The sequence below is a fragment of the Streptomyces sp. RK9 genome, from assembly GCF_045070545.1.
GTDB lineage: Bacteria > Actinomycetota > Actinomycetes > Streptomycetales > Streptomycetaceae > Streptomyces > Streptomyces alboflavus.
Genome location: NZ_CP173704.1, coordinates 3,111,530 through 3,137,353, shown reverse-complemented (window position 1 = coordinate 3,137,353; position 25,824 = coordinate 3,111,530). Strand labels below are relative to the sequence as shown.

The 25,824-nt window shown below is 73.5% G+C and carries 17 protein-coding genes and 1 pseudogene; 9 read left to right on the top strand and 9 right to left on the bottom strand.

Translation table 11 applies throughout. From position 1 onward, the window contains the following. The first annotated feature begins 415 nt into the window (after nucleotides 1-415). The 6 genes from AB6L24_RS34130 to AB6L24_RS34105 all read left to right on the top strand — a co-directional run bounded on the left by AB6L24_RS34130 (nucleotide 416) and on the right by AB6L24_RS34105 (nucleotide 10,601). Nucleotides 416-4,063, top strand: a complete 3,648-nt coding sequence (locus AB6L24_RS34130; protein WP_405661849.1) for an SCO5717 family growth-regulating ATPase — start codon at nucleotides 416-418, stop codon at nucleotides 4,061-4,063. Between the two features lie 303 nt (nucleotides 4,064-4,366). After that, nucleotides 4,367-6,268, top strand: coding sequence for an ABC transporter substrate-binding protein (locus AB6L24_RS34125; RefSeq protein ID WP_405661847.1), 1,902 nt, complete (start codon nucleotides 4,367-4,369; stop codon nucleotides 6,266-6,268). 89 nt (nucleotides 6,269-6,357) lie between these two features. Then, nucleotides 6,358-7,428: an ABC transporter permease gene (locus AB6L24_RS34120; protein WP_405663526.1), complete on the top strand. Its 1,071-nt coding sequence runs from the start codon at nucleotides 6,358-6,360 to the stop codon at nucleotides 7,426-7,428. After that, complete coding sequence (locus AB6L24_RS34115; RefSeq protein ID WP_405661845.1) at nucleotides 7,425-8,387, top strand: ABC transporter permease; 963 nt, start codon at nucleotides 7,425-7,427, stop codon at nucleotides 8,385-8,387. Before AB6L24_RS34120 ends, AB6L24_RS34115 begins: the two co-directional genes overlap by 4 nt. Next, nucleotides 8,384-9,436: an ABC transporter ATP-binding protein gene (locus tag AB6L24_RS34110; RefSeq protein WP_405661843.1), complete on the top strand. Its 1,053-nt coding sequence runs from the start codon at nucleotides 8,384-8,386 to the stop codon at nucleotides 9,434-9,436. The genes AB6L24_RS34115 and AB6L24_RS34110 overlap by 4 nt, the downstream gene beginning before the upstream one ends. 145 nt (nucleotides 9,437-9,581) lie before the next feature. Next, on the top strand, nucleotides 9,582-10,601 hold the full coding sequence (locus AB6L24_RS34105) for an ABC transporter ATP-binding protein (protein ID WP_405661841.1): 1,020 nt from the start codon (nucleotides 9,582-9,584) through the stop codon (nucleotides 10,599-10,601). 83 nt (nucleotides 10,602-10,684) lie between these two features. Here AB6L24_RS34105 and AB6L24_RS34100 read toward each other — a convergent pair whose 3' ends face one another. The 9 genes and pseudogenes from AB6L24_RS34100 to rimP form a co-directional block, all read right to left on the bottom strand. Then, nucleotides 10,685-11,641, bottom strand: coding sequence for a bifunctional riboflavin kinase/FAD synthetase (locus AB6L24_RS34100; protein ID WP_405661839.1), 957 nt, complete (start codon nucleotides 11,639-11,641; stop codon nucleotides 10,685-10,687). A gap of 131 nt (nucleotides 11,642-11,772) precedes the next feature. Further along, on the bottom strand, nucleotides 11,773-15,762 hold the full coding sequence (locus AB6L24_RS34095) for a serine protease (protein WP_405661837.1): 3,990 nt from the start codon (nucleotides 15,760-15,762) through the stop codon (nucleotides 11,773-11,775). Between the two features lie 287 nt (nucleotides 15,763-16,049). Next, the gene (gene truB, locus AB6L24_RS34090; protein WP_405661835.1) at nucleotides 16,050-16,955 is read right to left on the bottom strand and encodes a tRNA pseudouridine(55) synthase TruB; all 906 of its coding nucleotides are present in this window, start codon (nucleotides 16,953-16,955) and stop codon (nucleotides 16,050-16,052) included. Continuing rightward, on the bottom strand, nucleotides 16,955-17,425 hold the full coding sequence (gene rbfA, locus AB6L24_RS34085; RefSeq protein ID WP_405661833.1) for a 30S ribosome-binding factor RbfA: 471 nt from the start codon (nucleotides 17,423-17,425) through the stop codon (nucleotides 16,955-16,957). Before rbfA ends, truB begins: the two co-directional genes overlap by 1 nt. 48 nt (nucleotides 17,426-17,473) lie before the next feature. Next, nucleotides 17,474-17,770, bottom strand: coding sequence for a DUF503 domain-containing protein (locus AB6L24_RS34080; protein WP_289945147.1), 297 nt, complete (start codon nucleotides 17,768-17,770; stop codon nucleotides 17,474-17,476). 306 nt (nucleotides 17,771-18,076) lie between these two features. Beyond that, nucleotides 18,077-21,201, bottom strand: a pseudogene (gene infB / locus AB6L24_RS34075) (translation initiation factor IF-2). A 145-nt stretch (nucleotides 21,202-21,346) separates the two neighbouring features. Beyond that, a complete protein-coding gene (locus tag AB6L24_RS34070; RefSeq protein ID WP_078619180.1) occupies nucleotides 21,347-21,646 on the bottom strand; it encodes a YlxR family protein in 300 nt (99 codons plus the stop codon). Nucleotides 21,647-21,744: 98 nt separating this feature from the next. Then, nucleotides 21,745-22,752, bottom strand: a complete 1,008-nt coding sequence (gene nusA, locus AB6L24_RS34065; protein ID WP_030362045.1) for a transcription termination factor NusA — start codon at nucleotides 22,750-22,752, stop codon at nucleotides 21,745-21,747. Nucleotides 22,753-22,754: 2 nt separating this feature from the next. Continuing rightward, nucleotides 22,755-23,270 carry a ribosome maturation factor RimP gene (rimP, locus tag AB6L24_RS34060; protein WP_380846929.1) on the bottom strand — a complete coding sequence of 172 codons (516 nt, stop codon included), beginning with the start codon at nucleotides 23,268-23,270 and terminating at the stop codon, nucleotides 22,755-22,757. 288 nt (nucleotides 23,271-23,558) lie between these two features. On the opposite strand from rimP, the gene AB6L24_RS34055 reads away from it, so the two are divergent. From AB6L24_RS34055 to AB6L24_RS34045, 3 genes are all read left to right on the top strand, one after another. Then, a complete protein-coding gene (locus AB6L24_RS34055; RefSeq protein ID WP_405661829.1) occupies nucleotides 23,559-24,092 on the top strand; it encodes a hypothetical protein in 534 nt (177 codons plus the stop codon). A gap of 110 nt (nucleotides 24,093-24,202) precedes the next feature. Beyond that, the gene (locus AB6L24_RS34050; RefSeq protein WP_405663523.1) at nucleotides 24,203-24,652 is read left to right on the top strand and encodes a ferritin-like domain-containing protein; all 450 of its coding nucleotides are present in this window, start codon (nucleotides 24,203-24,205) and stop codon (nucleotides 24,650-24,652) included. A gap of 236 nt (nucleotides 24,653-24,888) precedes the next feature. Further along, a complete protein-coding gene (locus tag AB6L24_RS34045; RefSeq protein ID WP_405661826.1) occupies nucleotides 24,889-25,791 on the top strand; it encodes an aminoglycoside phosphotransferase family protein in 903 nt (300 codons plus the stop codon). Nucleotides 25,792-25,824 lie beyond the last annotated feature (33 nt).

Below are 25,824 nucleotides of genomic sequence, written 5' to 3'. Positions count from 1 at the left end.
GGCGGATGGACTGGTAGATGGACGGAACAGATAGACGGTACAGACGGGCTGAGAGGTCGGCGGCGTGGCGGGGGTGGGGTCGGAAGGGCAGCGGGGCAGCGGGCGCCGAAGGGTCCGGACGGTCGGGTGATGACCGTGCGCTTTGTGGGGTTCAGGGATGCCTGGGCGGTTTGTCCGTGTGGTTTGGCGGGAGTTGACCGGACTTGAGTGAGGCGTGACGTAACGGTCGCCGACCGGGGGGCGGACTGGCCTGCCGTGCTGGTGCTTTTGGTGATTAGGCTGGGACAAGGGCGACGCCAGAACCCGTACGCGGGGTGCGCGCGTCCCTCACTCGGGGAGAGCCAGGCGGATCGGACGACAGGAACGGTCGCCTCCCACCACGGCACGAACGTGCTCGACCACACCAGGAGGCATTGTGAACAGCGATCGGGACAAGATCCGCGGCGGCTGGGACACACCCGTCGACGATCAGTCCGACGCGGAGTCCGCTGCCGAGACAACGGGCGAGTTCACCATCGACTATGCCCCGCCCGCCTGGTACACGCAGAACGCGTCCGGCAGCGCCGGGGAGACGCCGTCCGCGGCGCCCGCCTCCTCCCCCACCCCTTCTCCCGACCCGGCCTCTTCTCCCGACCCCCTCGCCGACGCCGACGCCGGTGACCTGCCCGCCGCCTCTTCGGCCTCCGCAGGCTCCGCTCCGGGTACGGATGCCGCGGCTCCTGCCGAGTCCGGTGGCGCCGGGGGCTCCGAGGTTCCGGCCGGATCCTGGGGTACGGGGTCCGGCGCGCCCGCCGGCGTTCCCGCCACCGCCGTGCCGAAGCTTCCGGTCGGCAGCGGGTTCCAGCTCGCGCCGCCCACGGGGCAGCCGATCACCCCGCCCGCTCCGGCCGCGCCGCCCACGGCTCCCCCTGCCCCGCCCGCCCCGCCCGTGACCCCTCCGGCCTCCGGGGGCGTGGCGGACTGGGGTGGCGCCGTCGCGGGCGTCTCCTCCTCCGTTCCGGTACGAGGTGTGGGTGCCGGGACCGGCGACGCACCGGAGGCCGGGTCCGCCGAGAAGGACCGGGCGGCGGCTCCCGTCGCCGAGAGCCTCGGGGGTGGCGACCTGGGAGGTGGCGACCTGGAGAGCGGTGCCACCATGCGCTTCTCGCCTGCCGCGCTGCGGCGTGAGATGGCCGAGCTGGATGTTTCCCGCGCGTCAGGTGACGCCGGGGGTAATGAGGGCGAGGGAGGCACCGGCGAGGAGAAGCCCGAGGACAAGCCCGAGGGCAAGGCCGAGGACAAGGCCGCCGACACGGCTGACGGGGCGGATGCCTCGGGTGCGGTCGGCCCCGGTGCGATCGGCTCCGGCGCGGTCGACTCGGATCTGACCGACTCCAGCACGGTCGACGGGAGTTCGGCCGCCGAGGGCTCGGAGGTCGACGTCGCGGGCGCCGGGGACGCAGGGGACGCAGGGGCCCGTGAGACGGCGGGCCCGTCCGCCGATGCCGTCTCCGACGCCGGCGTCGACGACTCCGGCTCCGGCCTCACCTCCAGCGCCGACCCGGGTTCCGACTTCGACTCCCTCGCCGCAGCACTCGTCGCCGGTTCCTTCGGCGCCGACCCTCGTTCCAGCAGTGACAGCGGCCAGGGCGCCGAGCCCGAGCCCGAGTCCGAGCCGGAGACCAGCACTCCGGCCGACGCCGACGCCGACATCGACGCCAAGGCCGACGCGGCCCCGGCCCCCCAGGCCGAGCCGAAGGCCCAGGCCGAGCCCAAGCCCGACCCCGCGTCCGAGCCTGCGTCCGAGCCCCGCTCCGACGCCGCCCCCGAGGCCGAGCCCCATCCCACCGCCGCACCTCCCGCCGACCCCGCCCCCAAGGCCCCGGCCGCCCTCGACGACGTACAGGACTCCGTCCCGCCCTCCTGGACCCCGCCGCCCGCCCCCGAGGCCGGACTCCCGCCGCTGCCGCCCGCGTTCCAGCCCGCAGCGCCCACCTCCGCCCCGCAGTGGCCCGCCCCGACCCAGGCCCCCACGCCCGCCCCGGCGCCGACCCCGGCCCAGGCTCCCGCCGCCCAGGACCAGCACCCCGACCAGCCGCAGGCCCAGCCCCAGCCGCCGGCCCCGCAGGCCTGGGCCGCGCCCACCACCCCGGCCGTCCCCACCGCGCAGCCGCCCGCGCCGGCCACCGGAACGCCCACTCCCCCGCCGAGCGGGTACGGCTTCCCGGCCCCCACGCAGCCCGCCGAAACCCCCGCTCCCGCGCAGAGCGGCTACGGCTTCCCGACACCGAACCCGTACCCCGCGCCCGAGCCCAACTCCCCCGCACCCCAAGGCAGTTACGGCTTCCCCCAGACACCTCAGGCACCTCAGACACCCCAAGCGCCCCAAGCACCTCAGGCAGCCCAGCCCCTACCCTCGGCCGCCCAGCCCCAGCCGCAGGCCGCACCCCCGGCCCCCGTGCCCGCGCAGCAGCCGGCACCGCCCCTGGCCGCACAGCCCCAGGCCGCGTACCCGCAGGCCCAGCCCCCGCAGGACGCACAGGCCGCCCAAGCCGCCCAGGCGCAGCAGCCGTACATCCCGGGGCAGACGCCGACCACCCCCTACCAGCACCCCGCGCAGCCGCAGGCTCAGAGCCAGGCCCAGGGCCCACCCCCGTTCCAGCAGGGCCAGTTCCCGAACCCGCTGAGCCAGCAGCCCGCGCCTCCCGCACCGGAGCAGCCGCAGGCCGCACAGCCCCAGGCACCCCTGCCGCAGGCACAGCCACACGCCCATGCTCAGCCCCAACCGCAGGCGCAGCCCCAGGCGCCCCAGATGCCTCAGGCACCCCAAGCCCCTCAGATGCCCCAAGCTCCCGCCGACCCCCGTGCCGGTGCCGCCTGGCCGCAGCCCGTGCAGCACGATCAGCGGGAGCGGACCAACCCCGGCGCGCCCCTCGGGTACACCGCCGCCGTCGAGCTGTCCTCCGACCGGCTGCTCAACAACAAGAAGCAGAAGGCGAAGAGCAGCCGTCCGGCGGGCGGCGGGTCGCGGTTCAAGTTCGGCGGGAAGAAGGAGGAGGCCGAGCGCCAGCGCAAGCTGGAGCTGATCCGCACCCCCGTCCTCTCCTGCTACCGCATCGCGGTCATCTCCCTCAAGGGCGGCGTCGGCAAGACGACCACGACGACCGCGCTCGGCTCGACGCTGGCCAGTGAGCGGCAGGACAAGATCCTCGCCATCGACGCCAACCCGGACGCCGGTACGCTCGGGCGGCGCGTGCGACGTGAGACCGGGGCGACGATCCGCGACCTGGTCCAGGCGATCCCGTACCTCAACTCGTACATGGACATCCGCCGGTTCACCTCGCAGGCGCCGTCCGGCCTGGAGATCATCGCCAACGACGTCGACCCGGCCGTGTCCACGACGTTCAACGACGAGGACTACCGGCGCGCGATCGACGTGCTCGGCAAGCAGTACCCGATCATCCTGACGGACTCCGGCACCGGACTGCTCTACAGCGCGATGCGCGGGGTCCTGGACCTCGCCGACCAGCTGATCATCATCTCCACGCCGTCCGTGGACGGGGCGAGCAGCGCGTCCACGACGCTGGACTGGCTGTCCGCGCACGGGTACGCCGACCTCGTCTCGCGGTCCATCACGGTCATCTCCGGGGTCCGTGAGACCGGGAAGATGATCAAGGTGGAGGACATCGTGTCCCACTTCGAGACGCGCTGCCGGGGCGTCGTCGTGGTGCCCTTCGACGAGCACCTGGCCGCCGGGGCCGAGGTCAATCTGGACATGATGCGGCCGAAGGTGCGGGAGGCGTACTTCAACCTCTCGGCGATGGTGGCCGAGGACTTCGTACGGGCGCAGCAGGCGCAGGGGCTCTGGACGTCGGACGGCAACCCGCCGCCGCGGGTCGCGCCGCCGCTGCCGGGGCAGGGGTACGCCGGGGGCGGGCAGCAGCCGTACGGGGCGGCCGCGCCACAGGAAGGCGCACAGCCCCAGCAGCCGCAGCCCCCCGCCACCGGCCCGCAGGGCTGGCAGCAGTCCGTCCCAGGCCAGGCACAGCCCCACCAGCAGCCGCAGCCACCGCAGCAGCAGTAGCCACCGCTCCTCCCCGCGCCACCGGACACACCGGAAACACGCCGGAATCCCGCAAGCGCCCCGCCAGCGAAAAGGCGGGGCGCTTTTGCGTGCCACGCTCTGGCCAGCACGGCTTCAGTGGTCTCGACCAATGCGGATGAATTCCCGGTCAACTCGTTATTTCCGCAGGCCACATGGGGTTCACCGGCCGTTGACGCGCGATGACCGGCGCTGATACACACACAACAACCAACCGGACGTTCCTTGATCACGTAGCCGTAACCAGCCATCTCTGCGCAAGCGATGACGCGAGGTCACCGATCCATGGACACAAAAGATCAGCACGGCAGAACACGGTCATCATCAGCGGCCCGAGCGGCCACTGCGGCCCTCTCACCCAGGCGCCGCCGCCCCCGTCTGCTCCTCGCCGCCGCCGCGGCCGCCGCCTTCACGCTCACCGCGGGCCTGGCGACCCCCCTCAACCCGGCGCCCCAGCAGGCAGAGGCCAAGGACGACGGCAAGAAGACCCTCACCATCGCGGTGGCGCAGAGCGTGGACTCGCTCAGTCCGTTCCTCGCGCAGCGCCTGCTCAGCACCAGCATCCACCGGCTGACGTACGAGTACCTCACGAACTACGACGCCAAGGACAACCACGCGATCCCGGCCTTCGCCGAGAAGTGGGAGCCGTCGGCGGACAAGCTCACCTGGACGTACACCATCCGGTCGAATTCCAAGTGGTCGGACGGAAAGAAGGCCACGGCCGAGGACGCCGCCTGGACGTTCAACAAAATCATGTCCAAGGAGGGCACGGCCACCGCGAACTCCAACTTCGTCACCAATTTCAAGAAGGTGACGGCCCCCTCCCCCACGAAGCTCGTCATCGAGCTCAAGAAGCCGCAGTCGACGATGGCGGCACTCGATGTCCCGATCGTTCCCAAGCACGTCTGGGAGAAAGTCGACGACATCTCCAAGTTCAACAACGACAAGGATTTCCCGGTCGTCGGGAACGGTCCTTTCGTCCTCACGGACTTCAAGGTCGACCAGTACGTGAAGCTGAAGGCCAACAAGGACTTCTGGCGCGGCCCGGCGAAGTTCGACGAGCTGGTCTTCAAGACGTACAAGGACCAGGACGCGGCCGTGGCGGCGCTGAAGAAGGGTGAGGTGTCGTTCGTCGCGGGCCAGCCCGCGCTGACGCCCGCTCAGGCGAACGGGCTCAAGGGCGAGTCGGACATCAAGGTGAACGAGGGCCCGGGCCGCCGCTTCTTCGCCCTGGCCACGAACCCCGGCGCGCGCACGCTCGACGGCAAGAAGTTCGGCGACGGCCACCCCGCGCTGCTCGACAAGCGGGTCCGGCAGGCCCTCTTCCTGTCCGTGGACCGCAAGACGATCGTCGACAAGGTCTTCCAGGGCAACGCCGTCGAGGGCGCCGGGTACATCCCGCCGCGCTTCTCCGAGTACACCTGGAAGCCCTCTCCCGACCAGGAGCTGGGCTACGACCCGAAGCGGGCGGCGGAGCTCCTCGACGAGGCCGGGTACGAGAAGAAGGGCGGCAAGCGCGTCGGCAAGGACGGCAAGCCGCTCGACTTCCGGATCCTGTGCCACGCCACCGACCCGAACGACAAGGCGGTCGGCAAGTACCTCAAGGAGTGGTGGGGCGACCTCGGCATCGGCCTGAAGGTGAACTGCCTCGACGACGTGTCCGTGCCCTGGTACGCGGGCGAGTACGACCTCGCCTTCGACGGCTGGTCGGTGAACCCCGACCCCGACTTCGTCCTCGGCATCCACACCTGCGCCGCACTGCCGGAGAAGGCCAAGGAGAGCGCGGCCACGGACAACTTCATCTGCGACAAGAAGTTCGACGAGCTGTACGACAAACAGCTCGCCGAGTACGACCCGGCCAAGCGGGCCGCGCTCGTCAAGCAGATGCAGTCGTGGCTGTACGACTCGGGCTACATGAACGTCATGGCGTACCCGAACGCCGTGGAGGCCTACCGCACGGACCAGATCAAGTCCATCACCACCATGCCGTCGGCGGCGGGGAACATCTTCGGCCAGGACGGCTATTGGAGTTGGTGGTCGGCGGTCCCGGCGAGTGGGAAGAGTTCTTCCGATGGTGGCAGCTCGACCGGTGTCATCATCGGTATCGCCGTCGCCGCGGTGGTGCTCGCGGGCGGCGGAGTCCTGATCGCCCTGCGCCGCCGCTCGACCGCAGAGGACCGCGAGTAACGCATGAAACACCAGCGGATGACAGCCAAGCGGACGTCCCCCCACACCGCGAGTGACGCGTGAGCGGGGGCGAACGGAATCCGGCGGCGATCCTCGCCGCCGAGGCCGAAGCCAAGGCCGCGGCTTCCGGCGGACCGGCCGAGCAGGCCGGTCCCCGGGGCCGCGGCCCCCGGGCGGGCAACAGAGCCGCCTACCTCCAGTACGCCGCGGGCAAGCTCGGCGGCGCCCTCGTCTCGATGTTCGCCGTCCTCGTCACCAGCTTCTTCCTGTTCCGGCTCATCCCCGGCGACCCGGTGAAGCAGATGACGGGCGGGCGCCGCGTCTCCAGCGAGCAACTCGCCGCCATGCGCACGGAGTTCGGGCTCGACCAGCCGGTGTGGAAGCAGTTCACGGACTACTGCGGCAACGTCCTCACCGGGGACTTCGGCACGTCGTACCAGTTCCACACACCCGTCATGGACAAGATCACGGAGGCGCTCGGGCCGACGCTGTGGCTCACCGGCACGGCGTACGTCCTCTACACGCTCATCGGCATCTGGCTGGGGACGCGCACGGCCTGGCGCAACGGACGCCTAGGCGACCGGTTCCACACCGGGCTCGCGCTGACGCTGTACTCGGTGCCGTCGTTCTGGCTCGGCCTGCTGCTCATCATCACGTTCTCCGTGGGCGTCGGGCCGCTGCCCGGGATGTTCCCGACGGGCGGCATGGAGAGCGGTGACGAGAGCGGGATCGGGTACGTCGTCGACGTCGCGCACCACATGGTCCTGCCGGTGGTCACGCTCGTCGCCGTCGGGTACGCGCAGACGCTGCTCGTCATGCGCTCGTCGCTGCTCGACGAGATGGGCAGCGACTATCTGACGACGGCGCGCGCCAAGGGCCTGCGGGACGACCTGGTGCGGCGCCGGCACGCCGTGCCGAACGCGCTGCTCCCCACCGTCACCCTGATGTTCGTGAACCTGGGCACGGTGGTCGCGGGCGCGATCCTGGTCGAGACGGTGTTCTCCTGGCCCGGGCTCGGCGGCCTGTTCTACCAGGCGCTCAGCGTGCCCGACCTGCCGCTGGTGCAGGGGCTCTTCTTCGTCTTCGCGACGGCGGTGATCCTGATGAACACGGTGGCCGACGTGATCTATCCGCTGCTCGATCCCAGGGTGGGCCGATGACGACCGAGACAGCCTCCTCCCTGCCCGCGCCGCAGGAGCCGGAGAAGACGGGCGCCCCGCGGGAGGCGAAGAGCCCGCGCGCCCTCGCCTGGACGCGCAGGCGCCACTCGGCGGCCCGCTTCTGGCGGGAGTACCGCACCCACAGGGCCGGGGTCGTCGGCCTGGTCGCGCTGGTCCTCATCGCCCTCGCCGCGGTGTTCGCGCCCCTGCTCGTGGGCGCGGACGCGCAGAGCGTGACGCAGGCGCCGGGCGAGGCCATGCAGTCACCGAGCGGCGAATTCCCGCTCGGCACCGACCAGTTCGGCCGTGACCTGCTCGCGCTGCTCGTGTGGGGCGCGCGCATCTCGCTGACGGTGGGGCTGCTCGCGGCGTTCCTCTCGGTGGCGATCGGGACGGTCGTCGGGATCACCGCGGGTCACTTCCGGGGCTGGTACGCGACCGTCATCATGCGGGTCACGGACTGGTTCCTGGTGATGCCGACGCTCGTCCTCGCCATCGCGCTGGCGTCCGTGATGGACCGCTCCGTGTGGACGGTCATCCTCGCGATCGGCGTGACGACGTGGCCGACCACGGCCCGTCTGGTGCGCGCCCAGACCCTCGCCGTGGAGTCCAGGCCCTACATCGAGCGGGCCCAGGCCCTCGGCGGCGGCCACGGCCACATCATGGCCCGGCACGTGCTGCCCAACGTCATGCCGCTGGTCCTCGCGCAGACCACCCTCGTCATCTCCAGCGCGATCCTCACCGAGGCGACGCTCGCGTTCCTCGGCCTCGGCGACCCGACGGTCGTCTCCTGGGGCGGGCTGCTCCAGGACGCGCGCGAGGCGGGCGCGGTCAGCGCGGGCGACTGGTGGTACCTGGCGCCGCCCGGCATCGCGATCGCCGTCGTCGCGCTCGCGTTCACGCTGTGCGGGCGGGCCGTGGAGTCCGTGCTCAACCCCAGGCTGGGAGTGTCCCGTTGACCACCGAGACGACCGAGACCACGACGGGCGCCGCGGCCGCGGGGCGGACCCTGCTCGACGTGCGGGACCTCACCGTGACGTACGCGTCCGGGGCCGCCGCCGTCCGCGGCGTCGACCTCTCCGTGGCCGCGGGGCAGAAGCTGGGCGTGGCCGGGGAGTCGGGCTGTGGCAAGTCCACGCTGGCGCTCGCGCTGCTGCGACTGCTGCCCGCGGGCACGAAGGTGACCGGCGAGATCCTGCTCGACGGCGAGGACGTGCTCACCATGAAGTGGGGCCGGGTGCGCGCGGTCCGCTGGGCGGGCGCGTCCATCGTCTTCCAGGGCGCGATGCACTCCCTGAACGCGGTGCACCGCATCGGCGACCAGATCGCCGAGCCCATCCTGCTGCACAAGAAGGCGACCCCGGCCGGAGCGAAGAAGAAGTCCCGCGAACTGCTCGAACACGTGGGCCTACCGGGCGCACGCGCGGACGCCTATCCGCACGAGCTGTCCGGCGGCCAGCGTCAGCGCGTGATGATCGCGATGGCCCTCGCCTGCGACCCGCGCCTGATCGTCGCCGACGAGCCGACGACCGCGCTCGACGTGATGATCCAGGCGCAGATCCTGCGCCTCATCGAGCAGCTCGTGGCCGAGCAGGACCTGGGCCTGATCATGATCAGCCACGACCTGGCGGTCCTGTCCGACACCTGCGACCGGCTCGCGGTGATGTACGCGGGGCGGGTGGTCGAGGAGGGTCCGGCGCGGGAGGTGTACGAGCGGGCGCGGCATCCGTACGGCAAGGCCCTGTCGGCGGCGTTCCCGCGCATCGGGGACCTGTCCTCGCGGTTCGCGCCCCAGGGCCTGCCCGGCGACCCGCCGGACCCCTCGGCGCTGCCCTCGGGATGCACGTTCCACCCGCGCTGCCCGGAGGCGATCGCGTCCTGCTCGACGGACGACCAGGCGCTGCGCGCGGCCGGCCCGGCGCGGCGGGCGGCGTGCGTGCACGTGGGCGCGCCGGAGGCCGGGGACGCGGCGCGGCCGTCGGACCCGGTGGTGGAGGGGGCGCCGTGACGGCCGCACCTGCCGCGGCGGGCGGGACGGCGGGGCGCCGGGAAGCGCGCCCCGCGTACGCCGACCCGTCACCGCCCCACGCCGCGCACCACCCGGCGTACGCCATGAACCGCCCACCCGGGCGCCCGGCCGCGAGGAGAAGCGCATGACCACCGGAGCCACCCTCGACCCGACCGGGCCCCAGGCCGGTTCCGCGCCGCTCCTGACCGCGTCCGACCTGCGCGTCTCCTTTCCCGGGCGCCGGGGCGCCGACCCGGCGCGCGCGGTGGACGGCGTGGACCTCGACATCCGGCGCGGCGAGATCGTCGCGCTCGTCGGCGAGTCGGGCTGCGGCAAGACGACGCTCGCCCGCTCCCTGCTCGGGCTCGTTCCGCCCACGTCAGGACGGGTCACCTTCGACGGCAAACCGCTGGACTACCGCGGCCGCGCCCTGAAGGCGTACCGCAAGCGCGTCCAGCTCGTCCTGCAGGATCCCAGCGGCTCGCTCAACCCCCGGCACACGGTGTACGAGGCCGTGGCGGAGGGGCTGCGCATCCACGGGTACGGGGGCGACGAGCGGGCCGCCGTCGGCGCGGCGCTGTCCCGGGCCGGGCTGCGGCCGCCGGAGCGCTTCTTCCTGCGGTACCCGCACGAGCTGTCCGGCGGGCAGCGCCAGCGCGTCGTCATCGCGGGCGCGCTGGTCCTGGAGCCGGAGCTGATCGTCGCGGACGAGCCGGTGGCCTCCCTGGACGCGTCGGTGCGCGGCGAGATCCTGGCGTTGTTGCTCCGGCTGCGCCAGGACCTCGGTCTCTCCGCCCTTGTCGTGACCCACGACCTGGGTCTGGCCTGGAACATCGCCGACCGCGTCGCCGTCATGTACCTGGGCCGGATCGTGGAGACCGGCGAGGTCGAGCAGGTCCTGACGGCACCTCAGCACCCGTACACCCAGGCCCTGTTGTCCGTCCTGCCGGAGGCGGAGGGGGAACCCGTGGTGCTCACGGGGGAGCCGCCGGACCCGTCCCGGGTGCCGGGCGGGTGCCGGTTCCACGCGCGGTGTCAGATCCTCGCGGGGGGCGAGGCGGAGCGGGCCGGAGTGGCGGAGGACTGCCGCACGAAGGACTTGCCCGTGCTCTCCGGGGCCGGGGGGACGCAGGTTGCCTGTCACTGGGCGGACGTTCGGGGCTGACCTGGCGGTCGGCGTGGCGGTGACCGCGGGTCCGGTCGCCGCCGATCGCCCTTCGGGCTCGTCCTCAATCGCCGGACGGGCTCTTAATTCCGCGCGTCCGCCGCCGCGACCAGGTCGCGGGACTTCTTCACGTCGTCCGCCATCGCGACCAGCAGTTCGTCGATCGAGTCGAACTTCGCCATGCCCCGCACGAAGGCGAGGAAGTCCACGGCGACGTGCAGGCCGTACAGGTCGAGGCCGACGCGGTCGATGGCGTAGGCCTCGACGGTGCGCGCGGTGCCGTCGAACGTCGGGTTCGTGCCGACCGAGATGGCCGCGGGCATCGCCTCGCCGTCGGCGTGCAGCCAGCCGGCGTAGACGCCGTCGGCGGGGATCGCGGTGTGCGGCAGGGTCTCCACGTTGGCCGTGGGGAAACCCAGCTCGCGGCCGCGCTGGGCGCCGCGGACGACGACGCCCTCCACGCGGTGCGGGCGGCCCAGGATCTCGTGGGCGCCCGCGACGTCGCCCTCGGCGATGAGGCGGCGGGTGAGCGTGGACGAGAAGGGCTGGCCGCCGCCCGCCGTGCCGCTCACGTACAGGTCGATGACCTCGACTTCGTAGTCGTACGTCCGGCCGAGCTCGGCGAGGACCTCGACGTTGCCTGCGGCGCGGTGGCCGAAGCGGAAGTTGGGGCCCTCGACGACGGCCTTGGCGTGCAGCTTGTCGACGAGGACCTTCGCCACGAACTCGGCGGGCGACAGCTTCGAGAACTCGGTGGTGAAGGGCAGGATGAGGACGGCGTCCACACCCAGGTCGGCCATCAGCTCGGCGCGCCGGTGGTGCGGGGCGAGCAGCGGCGGGTGGCTGCCGGGGCGCACGACCTCGCTCGGGTGCGGGTCGAAGGTGACGACCACGGCGGGCACGCCCAGTTCACGGGCGCGGGCCACCGCGCGGCCGATGATCAGCTGGTGCCCGCGGTGCACGCCGTCGTAGGAACCAATGGTGACGACGCTGCGCCCCCAGTCCTGGGGAATGTCCTCCAAGCCACGCCAGCGCTGCACTGTCTTCGCTCCTCGCCGAACCCGTGTATGTATCCGTACGCCCGTACGTCTGTACGTTCCCTTGCCGATTGCGCAGGTCTAAGACTGCCATGCCGACAGTTTGTCGCCCGCATCGGCCGGGGTGGCGGAACTCACGCCGACACGGGCACCTCGCCGGTCAGCTGCTCGATGGTGCGCCGGGCGCTCGGCCCGACCAGCGCGGCCCAGTCCTGCGGGGCGCCGGTGAGCCAGCCAAGGAGGCGCGCGGCGAAGCCGGGGACACGCCGGGCCACGTCGACCAGGGCGCGGTCGAAGGCGGTGGCGCCCTCCGGGGTGCGGACGGCGAGCAGGGCGGTGCGGCGGACGAGGTCGCGGTCGCGCTCGGCGCCGCCGCCCCGGCCGCCGACGGCGCGCAGCACGGCCTCGAAGACGACGGGCTCCCGCTCGGCGGCGAGCAGCAGGTCGAGCAGTTCGGCGCGCAGGGGTCGCGAGACGGGTGTGCCGGGGGCGGCGAGGACGGGGGCCAGGGCCACGCGCACGTCCACGCCGCGACCCTTCAGCAGGGCGACGACCAGCGGGAACAGCTCGGCTCGCGCACGCGGCCCCTGTTCGAGGCGCAGGTCCACGTGGGCGGCCGCGTCCGCCGCGGCGCGCGGGCACTGCTCGACGCGCTCGCGCACGAGGTCCGCCACGCGCCGGGCGAGGGCGGGCGTAGGGACGTCGGGCAGGCCCCGCAGGACCTCGGCGGTGCCGGTGTCGCGGGCGCGCAGCCGGTCCCGGAGGGCGGCGAGCACCGGCTCCGGGTGGGTGCCCATGGCGGTGGCGAGGGCGCTCGCGGGCAGGCCCGGGTCGCCGGCGGCGAAGCGGCGCAGGGCGTACGGGAGGTGGTGGGCGCGGGTGTGCGGGTCGCGGACGAGGAGGCCGAGGGCGGCGCCGTGCAGGGCCTCGTCGCCGGGGCGGTCCAGGAGCGTCTGGGCCGCGTACCGCAGCAGGCGGCGGTCGGCCTCGCCGGTGGTGTGCCGGGCGGCGCGCGGGGCGTGGGTGGCGGCGGCGACGCGGCGGGCGGGGCGGGCGTCGTGGGCCCAGCGGTCGACGGCGCGGCAGAGCGCGGACGGCTCGTCCTCGGCGAGGGCGCCGAGGAGTTCCTCCGCGCGCGGGTGGGCGCAGTCCACGAGGGCCTCGGTGAGGTCGTCGACGGCGCGGTGGCGGTGCGTGTGGAGGAGGGCCTGGGCGGCGGAGGCGACGGTCGCCTCGGGGGCGGCGCGCAGCGGGCGCTCGTCGGCGAACCAGCGGGTCAGGTGCTGCTGTACGGCGGCGGGGTCGGCGGCGAGGCGCTCCGCGACGGCGTCCAGGCAGCGGCGGCCGGTTCCTGGCGGGCCGTCGTGCACCACGACGGCCCGCAGCAGCGCGAACCTGGCCGCCTCCGAGAGGGGCAGGGCCAGCCAGAAGTCGGGGCCGAACTGCCGTTGGGCGGCGAGGCGTTGGAGCACGGTGGTGTACGGGGTCGCGTCGGCGACGCGGAGCAGTGTCTCCCGCACGAGGTGTCGCGCCCACCACCGCGCGTTCCCCACGTCGTCCCCTGCCTCGGGCACGCCGGATTCCGCCCCGGGCGCCCCCTCCGTGCCCGCCCCGCTCCCCACTGCCCCGGCACCGGGGCCACCGCCCCACGCCGCCGCTCCGCGGCAGCTGTCCCACCCGCCCACCCGTGACTGTGGGACGGCAGCGCACCCAGGCCGACCACACCCACCGCACACCGTCCCCTCCCCGCCGACCTCAGGACCACCAGCCCCCTCGACCTCACACACGCCGGCCCCACCCACCCCGGCAACGCCCTCACAGACCTTTGTCCCACCCTCCCCCGAAGCGCCGAACCCGCCATCAGTCCCACCCTCCCCCGAAGCGCCGAACCCGCCATCAGTCGTGGCCTCCCCCAAAGCGCCGAACCCGCCGTCAAGCGCGGTCTCCCCCGGAACCTCAACACCCCGACCACCCCCCAGAGCCCCCGCCATCCCCTCCACCCCCTCCATCCCCTCCATCCCCCCGAACACCTCAAGCGCCCCCACCAACGCCCCCAGCCTCGCGGCCAGTTCCTCGGGGCCCCGTTGGTGTTCGAGGCCGAGGAGGGCCTGGAGGACCGGGCCCGCGCGGTGGCGGGGGACCGGCAGGGAGCGGGGTGGGGGCGGGGTGTGGGGGTGGGCGTGGCGCAGGGTCAGGGAGGTCAGGGCCGCGTCGACGTCGAGGTGGAGGCCCTGGAGCCAGTCGCCCAGCTCCTCGTGGGCGAAGCGGTAGCCGGGGCCCGCGGGGACGAGGAGACCTTCGGTGAGGACCGCCGAGGCCCAGCCCGTGCAGGTGTCGGCACCCTTGCCGGGCAGCACGCCCCAGGGGAAGACCCGCTCGAAGGCGGGACGGTCGAGCTGCCCCTGGCCGGGGCCGAGGCAGCGCCGGGCGGCCTCGTGGACCTGCCCGGACACCTTCGCCGCGAGGCGCCGTACGGCCGTGCCGCGCAGCCCGCTGTCGGCGGCGAGGCGCACGGCGACCCGCAGGCAGAGGAGATCGAGGTGGGCGGCGAACACCTCCTCGCGGCAGGGCCGCCCGGCGGGCGCGGCGTCCGGCAGCGCCGCCGTGACCTCGGACAGGAGCCGCAGCGTCAGGGGGTGCCCGGCGTCGGCGTCGGCGAGCGCGCCGTCCGCGATGCCGTACCGCTCGCGGGCCGACCGCGCCTGCGGCTCCGGCAGCTCGCCGAGGCGTACGCAGCCGGGCAGCGCGGCCCGGGCGCGATCGGCCGCCGCGGCGCCGTCCGGGAGGTGCAGCAGCTCGGGCGGGAAGTGGGCCCCGGCCTGCTCCCAGTACTCGGCGCGGCAGGCCACGACGAGCCGCGCCCCGGTGTCCCGCAGCCATCCGGCCGTCCCCGCGCTCCACCCGGCGAGCCGGTGGGCGAGCACGGGCGGCATCTCCTCGGGCCCGTCGAGCAGGAGCAGCAGCGGCCGTCCGGCGTCCCGGGCGAGGCGGGCGACCCGCCCCGGGGAGATGTCGCCGAGCCCCTCGTCGCCGCCGACCGTCGCGTCGGACGCGGCGAGGATGCGCCCGGCCCGCTCCAGGGCGCGGGCCGCCGCGTCGGCCACGGAGGTGTCCTCGTCGCGGAGGTCGGCGCCGCGCAGCCACAGGGTGGGGGCGGGTTCGGCGCCCCGGGCGCGGCGGCGGGCGAGGGCGGCGAGCTCGGTGGTGCGGCCGGTGCCGGGGTCGCCGACGAGGCCGAGCACGCGCGCGGGTCCGGCGGTGAAGCGGGTGAACTCCCGGCAGGGGCCGGGGCGTTCGACCGGTTCGGGGTCGAGTGCGCGCGGCCCGTCGGAACCGAGCGAGGTGGCCGTGAGGTGCAGCGCGCCCGCGAGGTTCAGGTCGCGGCCGAAGCCGGGCACGGTCGCCGCGTTGCGGGCGAGCAGGTCGGCGAGCGGCCCGCCGGGGTCGGCTGCGGCGGCGGCACGCAGCGGTACGGCGAACCCGGCGGCGCGGTGCGGGGCCTGCAGCGCGGTGGCGAGGACGGCGAGGACGGCGCCGGACGCGGCGTCGACGACGGGCCCGCCCGCGGCGCCGCCGCCGAGCCGCAGCGCGTCCGCCCCGTCGGTGCCGATGGCCAGCTCCATGGCGGCGTCGAGGAGGTGGAAGCGGTCCGTGGCGGTGTAGGTGACGGCGGCCGAGTCGAGGACCCGGGCCTGGCGCCAGCCACCGGTGGCGATGCGGACGTACGAGCCGACCTCCACGCCGTCGCGCGCGGTGACGGGCAGCGGGCGCAGGTCGAGGCCGTCGGTGCGGACGAGGGCGAGGTCGGTCTCGGGGAGCGCGGTGACGGCCTCGGCGGTCACGACGCAGGTGCGGTCGCCGGGCGCGTGCAGCACTATCCGGGCGAGGCCGTCGACCGCCTCGTGGCTGGTGACGACGGTGCCGTGGTCGTCGGCGGCGAAGCCGTGGCCGCGCGGCCGCCCGGCCAGGTCGCAGATCCGCACCAGGGACCGCTCGGGCTCGCGCCACGCGTCCCGGCCCACCGCCCATTCACTCCGGTCGCTCCGGTCGCTCCGGTCGCTCCGGTCGCTCCGGCCCCGGTCCCGCTCCGCGCCGCCCCGGGCTCGCGGGCCCCGTCCCGCCATGCTCGAACCTCCCAGCCGCACCCCGTACCTTCGACCGTAGGTCGGCGATGATCAGCCGGACAGAACGCGAGCCGAACGCGCCCCCTTCCGCTCCCTCGGTTCACTCCGAGCGCCTGCCCGTAGGGGTGAATCGGCGGGTGGGGATGGATACACCTTCTGGAGGGGGGACTGTGGAGCGGCGGACCACCGTCCGCCGCTCCACAACAGGTCCCACGCCGCACGGACCGTCGGACGGGCACAACTCCCGCGCCGCAACTCCCGCGCCGCGCCAGCGAACTGACTGCGAGTCAGGAGAAGACGGCGAGGCTCTTCGCCTTGCCCTTCGACTCCTCCGCGAGCACCAGGAAGCGGTCCTCGGGCCCGAAGACGGCGACGGGCCCGGCGCCCGTGTACTCGTCCGGCATGTCGATCCGCACGCCGTTGGCGAGCAGCCGCGCCCGCTTCTCGTCGACGTCCCAGCGGGGGAACGCCGCGGTGGCCGCGTCGGCGACCGGCATCACCGTCAGCTCCTCCTGGAGCTGGTCGAGGGTCTTCGCCGAGTCCAGCTTGTACGGCCCGACGCGGGTGCGGCGCAGCGCCGTGAGGTGGCCGCCGACGCCCAGGTCGGCGCCGAGGTCACGGGCGAGGGCGCGGATGTACGTACCGGAGGAGCAGACGACGGACACGACCAGGTCCAGGACGGGGGTGCCGTCCTCGGCGACCGCGTCCCGGATGTCGTACACCTGGAAGGAGGAGACCGTGACGGGCCGGGCCGGGATCTCGAAGTCCTCGCCCTGCCGGGCGCGCGCGTAGGACCGCTTGCCGTCGATCTTGATGGCGCTGACCTTCGACGGGACCTGCATGATGGCGCCTGACAGCTTGGCGATGCCCGCGTCGACGGCGTCGCGCTTGACGCCGGAGGCGTCCGCGGACGAGGTGATCTCGCCCTCCGCGTCGTCCGTGACGGTGGCCTGGCCGAGGCGGATCGTGCCGAGATACTCCTTCTCGGTGAGCGCCAGGTGGCCGAGCAGCTTCGTGGCCCGCTCGACGCCGAGCACGAGGACGCCCGTCGCCATCGGGTCGAGCGTGCCCGCGTGCCCGACGCGGCGGGTCTTGGCGATGCCCCGCATCTTGGCGACCACGTCGTGCGAAGTGAAGCCGGACGGCTTGTCGACGATGACAAGTCCGTCCGGCGTGGTGCTGCGCTTGGTCATTACGAGGCGTCGCCGTCCTTGTCGGCGGCTTCGGCGGCGTCTTCCTCGGTCTCCGGCTTGCGGTACGGGTCGGCGCCGCCCGCGAACTCGGCGCCCGCGGAGGCCTCACGGACCTTCTCGTCCGAGGCGCGCGCCCGGTCGAGGAGGTCCTCGATGGCCCGGGCGTTGTCCGGGAGGGCGTCCGCCACGAAGGTGAGCGTCGGCGTGAACTTCACGCCCGCCGCCCGGCCGACCTCGGAGCGGAGCACGCCCTTGGCGCTCTCCAGGCCCGCGGCCGCGGCCGCGCGCTCCTCGTCGTCCCCGTAGACCGTGTAGAAGACGGTCGCCTCCCGCAGGTCACCCGTGACCCGGGTGTCCGTGATGGTGACATGCGAGCCGAGCCGCGGGTCCTTGATCCCGCGCTGCAGCTTCTGGGCCACCACCTCTCGGATGAGGTCCGCCAGCCTCTTCGCCCGCGCGTTGTCGGCCACTGCTCCGTCTCCTTCTGTGCTGTGCTCGTCGCTGGTCGTTCAGGTCGTTCAAGCGTCGTCGTCACCGTGGAAGCGCCGCCGTACGGACAGCAGCTCCACTTCGGGCCGGGCGGCGACGAGCCGTTCGCACCGGTCCAGTACGTCCGTGATGTGCCCCGCGTCCCCGGAGACCAGCGCGAGGCCGATCTCGCTCCTGCGGTGCAGTTCCTGGTGGCCGACCTCCGCCACGCTCACCGCGTACTTCCGCTGGAGTTCCGCCACGATCGGGCGGACGAGGGAGCGCTTCTCCTTCAGCGAATGTACGTCGCCGAGGAGCAGGTCGAAGGACAGAGTCCCCACATACATGTGTGTCCCGGATAACCCGCCGGTGCGGGATCGCGCCCTGCGCACGGTTGGCAGGGTCACCAGAACCGTACAACGCGGGGCCGGGTCGGCTCGACGGATATTCGCCCCCGCCGCCCCTACCCGTCCCGTACCTGGGGCTCCGCCCCAGACCCCGCTCCTCAATCGCCGGAGGGGCTGGATCTTCCAGCCCGTCCGGCGATTGAGGACGAGGCGCGAAGCGCCGATAGCGGGGGAAAGGGGGCGCAGCCCCCATAAGAAGCGGGGGCTGCCCAGGGGAACACCCCGGGCAACCCCCGTCCGCAAACGCTAAGCCCGCGGCTTCTCCCGCATCTCGTACGTCGCGATGACGTCGTCCACCTTGATGTCGTTGAAGTTGCCGAGGTTGATACCGCCCTCGAACCCTTCGCGGATCTCGGTGACGTCGTCCTTGAAGCGACGCAGGCCCTCGATGTTGAGGCTCTCGGCGATGACCTTGCCATCGCGCAGGAGCCGGGCCTTGGTGTTGCGCTTGACCTCGCCGGAGCGGATGAGAACACCCGCGATGTTGCCCAGCTTGGACGAGCGGAAGACCTCGCGGATCTCCGCCGTGCCGAGCTCGACCTCTTCGTACTCCGGCTTGAGCATGCCCTTGAGGGCCGCCTCGATCTCCTCGATGGCCTGGTAGATCACCGAGTAGTAGCGGACGTCGACGCCCTCGCGCTCCGCCATCTGCGCGGCACGGCCTGCCGCGCGGACGTTGAAGCCGATGACGATGGCGTCGGAGCCCATGGCCAGGTCGATGTCCGACTCGGTGACCGCACCCACGCCGCGGTGCAGCACGCGGATGTCGACCTCCTCGCCGACGTCCAGCTGGAGCAGGGAGGACTCCAGGGCCTCGACGGAACCAGAAGCGTCACCCTTGATGATGAGGTTGAGCTGCTGGATCTCGCCGGCCTTGAGCACCTTGTCCAGGTCCTCGAGCGAGACACGGCGGACGCGCTTGGCGAACGCGGCGTTGCGCTCGCGGGCGGCGCGCTTCTCGGCGATCTGACGGGCCGTACGGTCCTCGTCGACGACCAGGAAGTTGTCGCCCGCGCCCGGGACGTTGGTGAGGCCGAGGACGAGGACCGGGGTCGAGGGACCCGCCTCTTCCACGGTCTCGCCCTTGTCGTCGAGCATCGCGCGGACTCGGCCGTACGCGTCGCCGGCGACCATCGTGTCACCGACGCGCAGCGTGCCGCGCTGGACCAGGACGGTCGCGACGGCGCCGCGGCCCTTGTCCAGGTGCGCCTCGATCGCGATGCCCTGCGCGTCCTGCTCCGGGTTGGCCCGCAGGTCGAGCGAGGCGTCGGCGGTGAGGACGACGGCCTCGAGCAGGGAGTCGATGTTGAGGCCCTGCTTGGCGGAGATGTCGACGAACATCGTGTCGCCGCCGTACTCCTCGGCCACCAGGCCGAACTCGGTCAGCTGACCGCGCACCTTGGTCGGGTCCGCGCCCTCGACGTCGATCTTGTTGACCGCGACCACGATCGGCACGTCGGCCGCCTTGGCGTGGTTCAGCGCCTCGATCGTCTGGGGCATCACACCGTCGTTGGCCGCCACCACGAGGATCGCGATGTCGGTCGACTTCGCACCACGGGCACGCATGGCGGTGAACGCCTCGTGACCGGGGGTGTCGATGAAGGTGATCGCGCGGTCCTCGCCGTTGACCTCGGTGGCGACCTGGTACGCACCGATGTGCTGCGTGATGCCGCCGGCCTCGCCCGCGATGACGTTCGTCTTGCGGATGGCGTCGAGCAGTCGGGTCTTTCCGTGGTCGACGTGACCCATGACGGTCACGACCGGCGGACGGGACATGAGCGCCTCTTCGCCGCCCTCGTCCTCGCCGAACTCGATGGAGAACGACTCGAGCAGCTCGCGGTCCTCCTCCTCGGGGCTGACGATCTGAACGGTGTAGTTCATCTCGTCGCCGAGGAGCTGCAGCGTCTCGTCGGAGACGGACTGCGTGGCCGTGACCATCTCGCCGAGGTTCATCATCACCGCGACGAGCGACGCCGGGTTGGCGTTGATCTTCTCGGCGAAGTCGGTGAGGGAGGCACCACGCGACAGGCGAACGGTCTCGCCGTTGCCGCGCGGCAGCATCACGCCGCCGACCGACGGGGCCTGCATGGCCTCGTACTCCTGGCGCCTCTGCCGCTTCGACTTGCGACCGCGACGCGCGGGACCGCCGGGACGGCCGAAGGCGCCCTGCGTGCCACCGCGGCCACCCGGACCACCGGGACGGCCACCGAAGCCGGGACGACCGCCGAAGCCGCCGCCACCACCGGGACGACCGGCACCGCCGCCGCCACCGGGACCACCCGGACGACCGGCGAAGCCACCGCCGCCGCCACCGGGACCACCGGGACGACCGGCGAAGCCGGGACGGCCACCGCCGCCACCGCCACCGGGACGACCGCCGCCACCGGGGCCACGGCCACCGCCGGGGCCACCACCGGGACGCGGGCCCGCGGCGGGACGCTGCGGCATCATGCCCGGGTTCGGACGGTTACCGCCGGGGGCACCGCCCGGACGCGGCGCCTGCGGGCGCGGCATTCCGGCCGGGGACGGACGAGCGCCGCCCTGACCCTGCGGACGGGGACCACCCTGGCCGCCGCCCTGGCCCTGGCCCTGCGGGCGCGGGCCGCCGGGGGCACCCTGGCCGCCGGGGCGCGGGGCGCCGCCCGGACGGGCGCCTGCGGGCGCGCCATGCCGGTGGAGCCACCAGAGGTGAAGGGGTTGTTGCCCGGGCGCGGTCCTGCCGGACGGCCGCCCGGACGCGGGGCGCCACCCTGGCCGCCGGGGCGCGGGGCACCCTGACGGTCGCCGCGGTCGCCGCCGCGCTGGCCCTGACCCTGACCCTGGCCGGGGGCCGGACGGCCTCCGGGCTTCGGGGCGCCGGGGCGGGCGCCGGGACGCGGGCCCGCGGGCGCCGAGGATCCCGTGGACCCCGAGGACGCTGCCGGAGCCTGCGCCGCCGGAGCGGCCGGGGGCGCGGTGAACTCGGGCGCGGCCGGAGCCGGAGCCGCCGGAGCGGGCTTCGGCGTCACGGGCTTGGGCGCGACCGGACCCGGGCGGGGGCCCGGAGCGGGCGCCGCGGCGGGCTTGTCGGCAGCGGCCGGCTTGGGCGCCGGCGGCTTGGGCGCGGCCGGCTTGGCGGCCTGCGCGGGAGAGGGGGCCGACGGGGTCGCCGGCTTGGGGGCGGCCGCCTTGCGGGGCGCCCCGGGCTTGGCGGCGGACTTGCCGTTGCCGCCGCCCTGCTGCAATGCGTCAGTCAGTTTGCGTACTACGGGCGCCTCGATCGTCGAGGACGCCGAACGTACGAATTCACCGAGTTCTTGGAGCTTGGCCATGACGACCTTGCTCTCCACGCCGAACTCCTTGGCGAGCTCGTATACCCGGACCTTAGCCACTTCGCTCCTTTTAGGTCCGGGTTACGCCGGACCGTCGCTACTTCATGGGCGTACTCATCGCGTGCTCATCGAGTGCTCATCGCAATCTCGACCTACTTCCAACTCGCGGGGTACCAGGGCCGCATGGGGTTCCGTGCGGCACTTCCTACGGTGTTGCCTGCTGGGCAACGGTCTCGGCAGCCTCGACATTCCGGCGCAGTTCCGCGGTGTCGAGCGGTCCCTGGACCCGAAGGGCCCGTGGGAACGCCCGGCGGCGGAGCGCCAGGTCGAGACAGACCAGGGCGGGGTGTACATACGCACCCCGGCCGGGCAGCGTACCGCTTGGGTCGGGGGCGCAGATGCCCTCGATCGCCACGATGCGCAGCAGCTCACTCTTGGCCGCTCGCTCCCGGCACCCCACACAGGTGCGCTCAGGGCATGCTCGGGCATGCGTCCGGCCAGACACGCTTAAGTCTACCTCCCCGCACCGACCTCACCCCTTTGGGGTAAAAATCGAACGGATGTTGTCTTGATCAGTTCGGGAAACCCGGGGGCCCGGGGTGATCAGCCCTCGGAGTCCCGCGCCGCGTGCTCGGGCAGCTCGGTGTCCGGCCGGATGTCGATGCGCCAGCCGGTGAGGCGGGCGGCGAGGCGGGCGTTCTGCCCCTCCTTGCCGATCGCCAGCGAGAGCTGGTAGTCCGGCACCGTCACGCGGGCGGAGCGTCCTGCCAGGTCGACGATCTCGACCTTGCTGACGCGGGCCGGGGACAGCGCGTGGGCCACCATGTCGCCCGGGTCGTCCGACCAGTCCACGATGTCGATCTTCTCGCCGTTGAGCTCGGCCATCACGTTGCGCACCCGGCTGCCCATCGGGCCGATGCAGGCGCCCTTGGCGTTCAGGCCCGAGCGGGTCGAACGGACCGCGATCTTGGTGCGGTGCCCGGCCTCGCGCGCGATGGCGGCGATCTCCACGGACCCGTCGGCGATCTCCGGGACCTCCAGCGCGAACAGCTTCTTGACCAGGTTCGGGTGGGTGCGCGAGAGCGTCACGGACGGGCCGCGCACGCCCTTGGCGACCCGCACCACATAGCTGCGCAGGCGCATGCCGTGCGGGTACTCCTCGCCCGGCACCTGCTCCTGCACGGGCAGGATGGCCTCCAGCTTGCCGATGTCGACCAGCACGTTCTTCGGGTCGCGGCCCTGCTGGACGACACCGGTGACGATGTCGCCCTCGCGGCCCGCGTACTCGCCGAGGGTGGCGTCGTCCTCCGCGTCGCGCAGCCGCTGCAGGATGACCTGCTTGGCGGTGGTGGCGGCGATGCGGCCGAAGTCGGACGGGGTGTCGTCGAACTCGCGGGGCTCCTGGCCCTCCTCGAGGTCTTCGGGGTCCTCCTTCGCCCAGACCGTCACGTGACCGCTCTCGCGGTCGAGCTTCACGCGCGCGTGGCGGCGGCTTCCCTCGGTGCGGTGGTAGGCGATGAGGAGGGCCGACTCGATCGCCTCGACCAGCAGGTCGAAGGAGATCTCCTTCTCCCGCACCAGACCTCGCAGGGCACTCATGTCGATGTCCACGGCTACGCCTCCTCCTCTTCCTTCACGTTCTTCTCGTCGTCGTTCTTGCGGCTGAACTCCACCTCGACGCGCGCCTTGGCGATCTCCGCGAAGGCGAGCCTGCGGGCGGTGGGCTTGCGGCCCTTCACTCCGGGCACTTCGAGGTCCACACCCTCGTCGTCGACCTTCAGGATCCGCGCGGTCAGCTCGCCGCCCTCGGTGAGCTGGAACTTCGCGAGGCGTCCGATGGCGCGTACGTAGTGGCGCCGTTCCTTCAGGGGGCGCTCGGCGCCCGGGGAGCCGACCTCGAGCGTGTACTCGCCGTCGCCCATCGCGTCCGACTCGTCGAGCTTCGCGGAGAACTCGCGGCTCAGCTCGGCGATGCGGTCCAGATCCACGCCGTCGTCGGAGTCGACGACGACCCGCAGCACCCGCTTGCGTCCGACCGAGGCCACTTCGATCTCTTCGAGATCCAGGTCCTTCGAGCTGACGAGCGGTTCCAGCAGTTCTCGCAGCCTCTCGCTCTGGGTGGTGCTCATCCGGGTGACTCCTCGGCCGCGTGTGCTGTTGTGGGATCGTCGCGTGTCAGGTCAAAGGGTATCCGGTCGCGGAGGGTGTTGCCGTCCACCGCCGGGGCTCCGCACGCCCCGGTACGAGCCGATCGCGCGTACGAGGACAGGGCGCAGGTACGGTGATCACCGGGCCCGCGCCCGGACCTCCCGTCACCCGAGGGCTCCGCCCTCCCCCGCACTCCCGCACACGCCCCGCACCACCCCTCGCCCCCGCCCTCCCTGCCCTAGCGGCCAACCTTTCCGAGGACGTCTGCCGTGCCGTCGTATCTCACCCCTTCGTGGACCCGTCCGGGCCCGCGCCGAAGGAGCCTGCTGACCGGGGCCGCCGCCGCGGCCGGCACCACGCTGCTCGCCGGGTGCTCCGGCTCCGGCGACTCCTCCGGCGACGGCCGCTCGTCCGCCGACGACCGGCTGCGCGCGCGTGCGGCGCGGGACAGTGCCGAACTGCTGCGGCGGTACGACGCCGTGCTCGCGGCGCACGCTCGCCTGGCGGGGCTGCTGCGGCCGCTGCGGGCGGAGGTGGCGCGGCACGAGAAGGCGTTCGACGCCGACCCCGAGCCCACGCCCGCCAAGTCCGCCAAGTCCGCCAAGGCCCCCTCCCCCACCCCGGTGTCCGTCCCGGACGGCGAGCGGGACGCCCTGCGGTTCCTGGCCGGGGCGGAGCGGGAACTGTCCCGGCGGCGCGGCAAGCAGCTCCTGGACGCCCCCGCCGAACTGGCCCGACTGCTCGCGTCGGTCGCGGCGGCGGGCGCCGCGCACGCGTATCTGCTGACGGAGGACGACAAGTGAGCCGAGAGATCCGCGTGAACGCGGACGGTGACACAGACACGAGAGCGGACGGGAGAACAGAAGGAAGAACGGACGGTGGAACGGACGGGAAAGCGGACAGAGAACCCGAACTGAAGGCCCTGCAGGCGGCCCTGCGGGCCGAGCACGCGGCCGTGTACGGCTACGGCGTCGTGGGCGGCCGGATCGGCGACGAGCGGCGGGCGGACGCGCGCACGGCGTACGACGCGCACCGCGCGCGCCGGGACGAGCTCCGGCGGACGGTACGCGGCCTCGGCGGCGAGCCCGAGCCCTCCGCCGCGGCGTACGCCATGCCGTTCCCGGTGCCCGACTCGGCGGCGGCCGTCCGCCTGGCGGCCGAGCTGGAGGAGCGGGTCGCCGCGGTCTACTCCGATCTGGTCCGCGCGACCGAGGGCGCCCGCCGCGCCGCCGCGGCCGAGTCCCTGCGGGAGGCGGCGGTGCGGGCGGCGCGCTGGCGCGGCGGGAGCGTAGCCTTCCCTGGGCTCGCGGAGCGCTCCCGAGCGTCGGCAGACGGCGCCGCGGGAGCGTCACCGGGGGCGTGAGGGCGCTTGGGACGGGGGTGAGTTCGCCGCCGGAGTGAGTGCGGCTCGGGCGTGCGGGCGCTGTCGGGGTGAGTGAGGCTGGGGCGCGGGTGCGCTGTTGGCGTGAGCGGGCCTTCGGTGTGAGCACGCCGTCGGCGTGGGCTCGGCCTTGGCGCGGGTGCGCCGCCACGTACGTCCGCCCTCGGGCAGTCGGAACACGAACGCCTTCGGGCGACCGGGAAGGGAACATCTCGCGCATGGCTTTCGAACCGCCGCCGCGCCTCGTCCGTGCGCTCGGCGAGGCGACGCGCGACGCCGCCACCGACGACTGGCTGCACCGCCTGCCCGAACTGACCGAGGAGGCCGTCGCACGGCACGGGCTGACCGTGGAGCGGGTGCAGGTGCCCGGTGGCCGCAGCAGCCTCGTCGTACTCGTCCGGACGCGCGAGGGCACGCCCGCCGTGCTCAAGCTGGTGCCGCCCCGGTCGCGGCCCGACAGTGAGCGGGCGGCGCTCGCCCACTGGGGCGGGACGGGGGCCGCGCGGCTCCTCGACGCCGCCGACGGGGCGCTGCTCGTCGAACGGTTGCAGCGGGACGTGTCCGTGCGGTCCCTGCCCGAGGCCAAGTCCATGCTGGAGGCGGCCGGGACCTTGCGGCGGCTGTGGGTGGCGCCGCCCGCCGGACACCGGTTCGAGACCGTCGCCGAACGGACGGGGCGGCAGGCCGAGGCGATGGCCGCGTGCCCCGATCCGGACGCCCGGTCGCTCGTGGACGCCGCTCTCGCCGCGCGCGAAGAGCTGCTCGGCTCCGTGCCCTCGGAGGGGGGCGGGCTGCTGCTGCACGGGACGTTCCGGCAGAGCAAGGTGCTGGCGGCCGAGCGGGTGCCGTGGCTGGCCGTGGGGCCCGACCCGGTCGTCGGGGAGGCCGCGTTCGATCTGGCCCGCCTTGTGCGGGACCGGGTGGAGGATCTGATCGCGTCGCCGTCGGGGGCGGCGGTGACGCGGCGGCGGGTGAAGCGGCTTGCCGAGTCGTTGGACGTCGACGCCGAGCGGTTGCGGGGGTGGACGTTGTTCCGGGCTGTCGAGTCCGGTGTGCGGGCACTGCGCGTGGGGCGGGGGCAGGACGCGGAGCTGCTGCTGGAGTTCGCGGGGTGGGTGTAGCCCTGCCGGGGGCTCCCCAACCCCACCCCTTCC

What these genes read in the sequence shown, in the direction of transcription:
- AB6L24_RS34080 (WP_289945147.1), bottom strand. Translation starts at nt 17,770, where the DNA reads ATGTATGTGGGGACTCTGTCCTTCGACCTGCTCCTCGGCGACGTACAT.
- truB (WP_405661835.1), bottom strand. Translation starts at nt 16,955, where the DNA reads ATGACCAAGCGCAGCACCACGCCGGACGGACTTGTCATCGTCGACAAG.
- rimP (WP_380846929.1), bottom strand. Translation starts at nt 23,270, where the DNA reads ATGAGCACCACCCAGAGCGAGAGGCTGCGAGAACTGCTGGAACCGCTC.
- AB6L24_RS34045 (WP_405661826.1), top strand. Translation starts at nt 24,889, where the DNA reads ATGGCTTTCGAACCGCCGCCGCGCCTCGTCCGTGCGCTCGGCGAGGCG.
- AB6L24_RS34115 (WP_405661845.1), top strand. Translation starts at nt 7,425, where the DNA reads ATGACGACCGAGACAGCCTCCTCCCTGCCCGCGCCGCAGGAGCCGGAG.
- AB6L24_RS34125 (WP_405661847.1), top strand. Translation starts at nt 4,367, where the DNA reads ATGGACACAAAAGATCAGCACGGCAGAACACGGTCATCATCAGCGGCC.
- AB6L24_RS34095 (WP_405661837.1), bottom strand. Translation starts at nt 15,762, where the DNA reads ATGGCGGGACGGGGCCCGCGAGCCCGGGGCGGCGCGGAGCGGGACCGG.
- AB6L24_RS34105 (WP_405661841.1), top strand. Translation starts at nt 9,582, where the DNA reads ATGACCACCGGAGCCACCCTCGACCCGACCGGGCCCCAGGCCGGTTCC.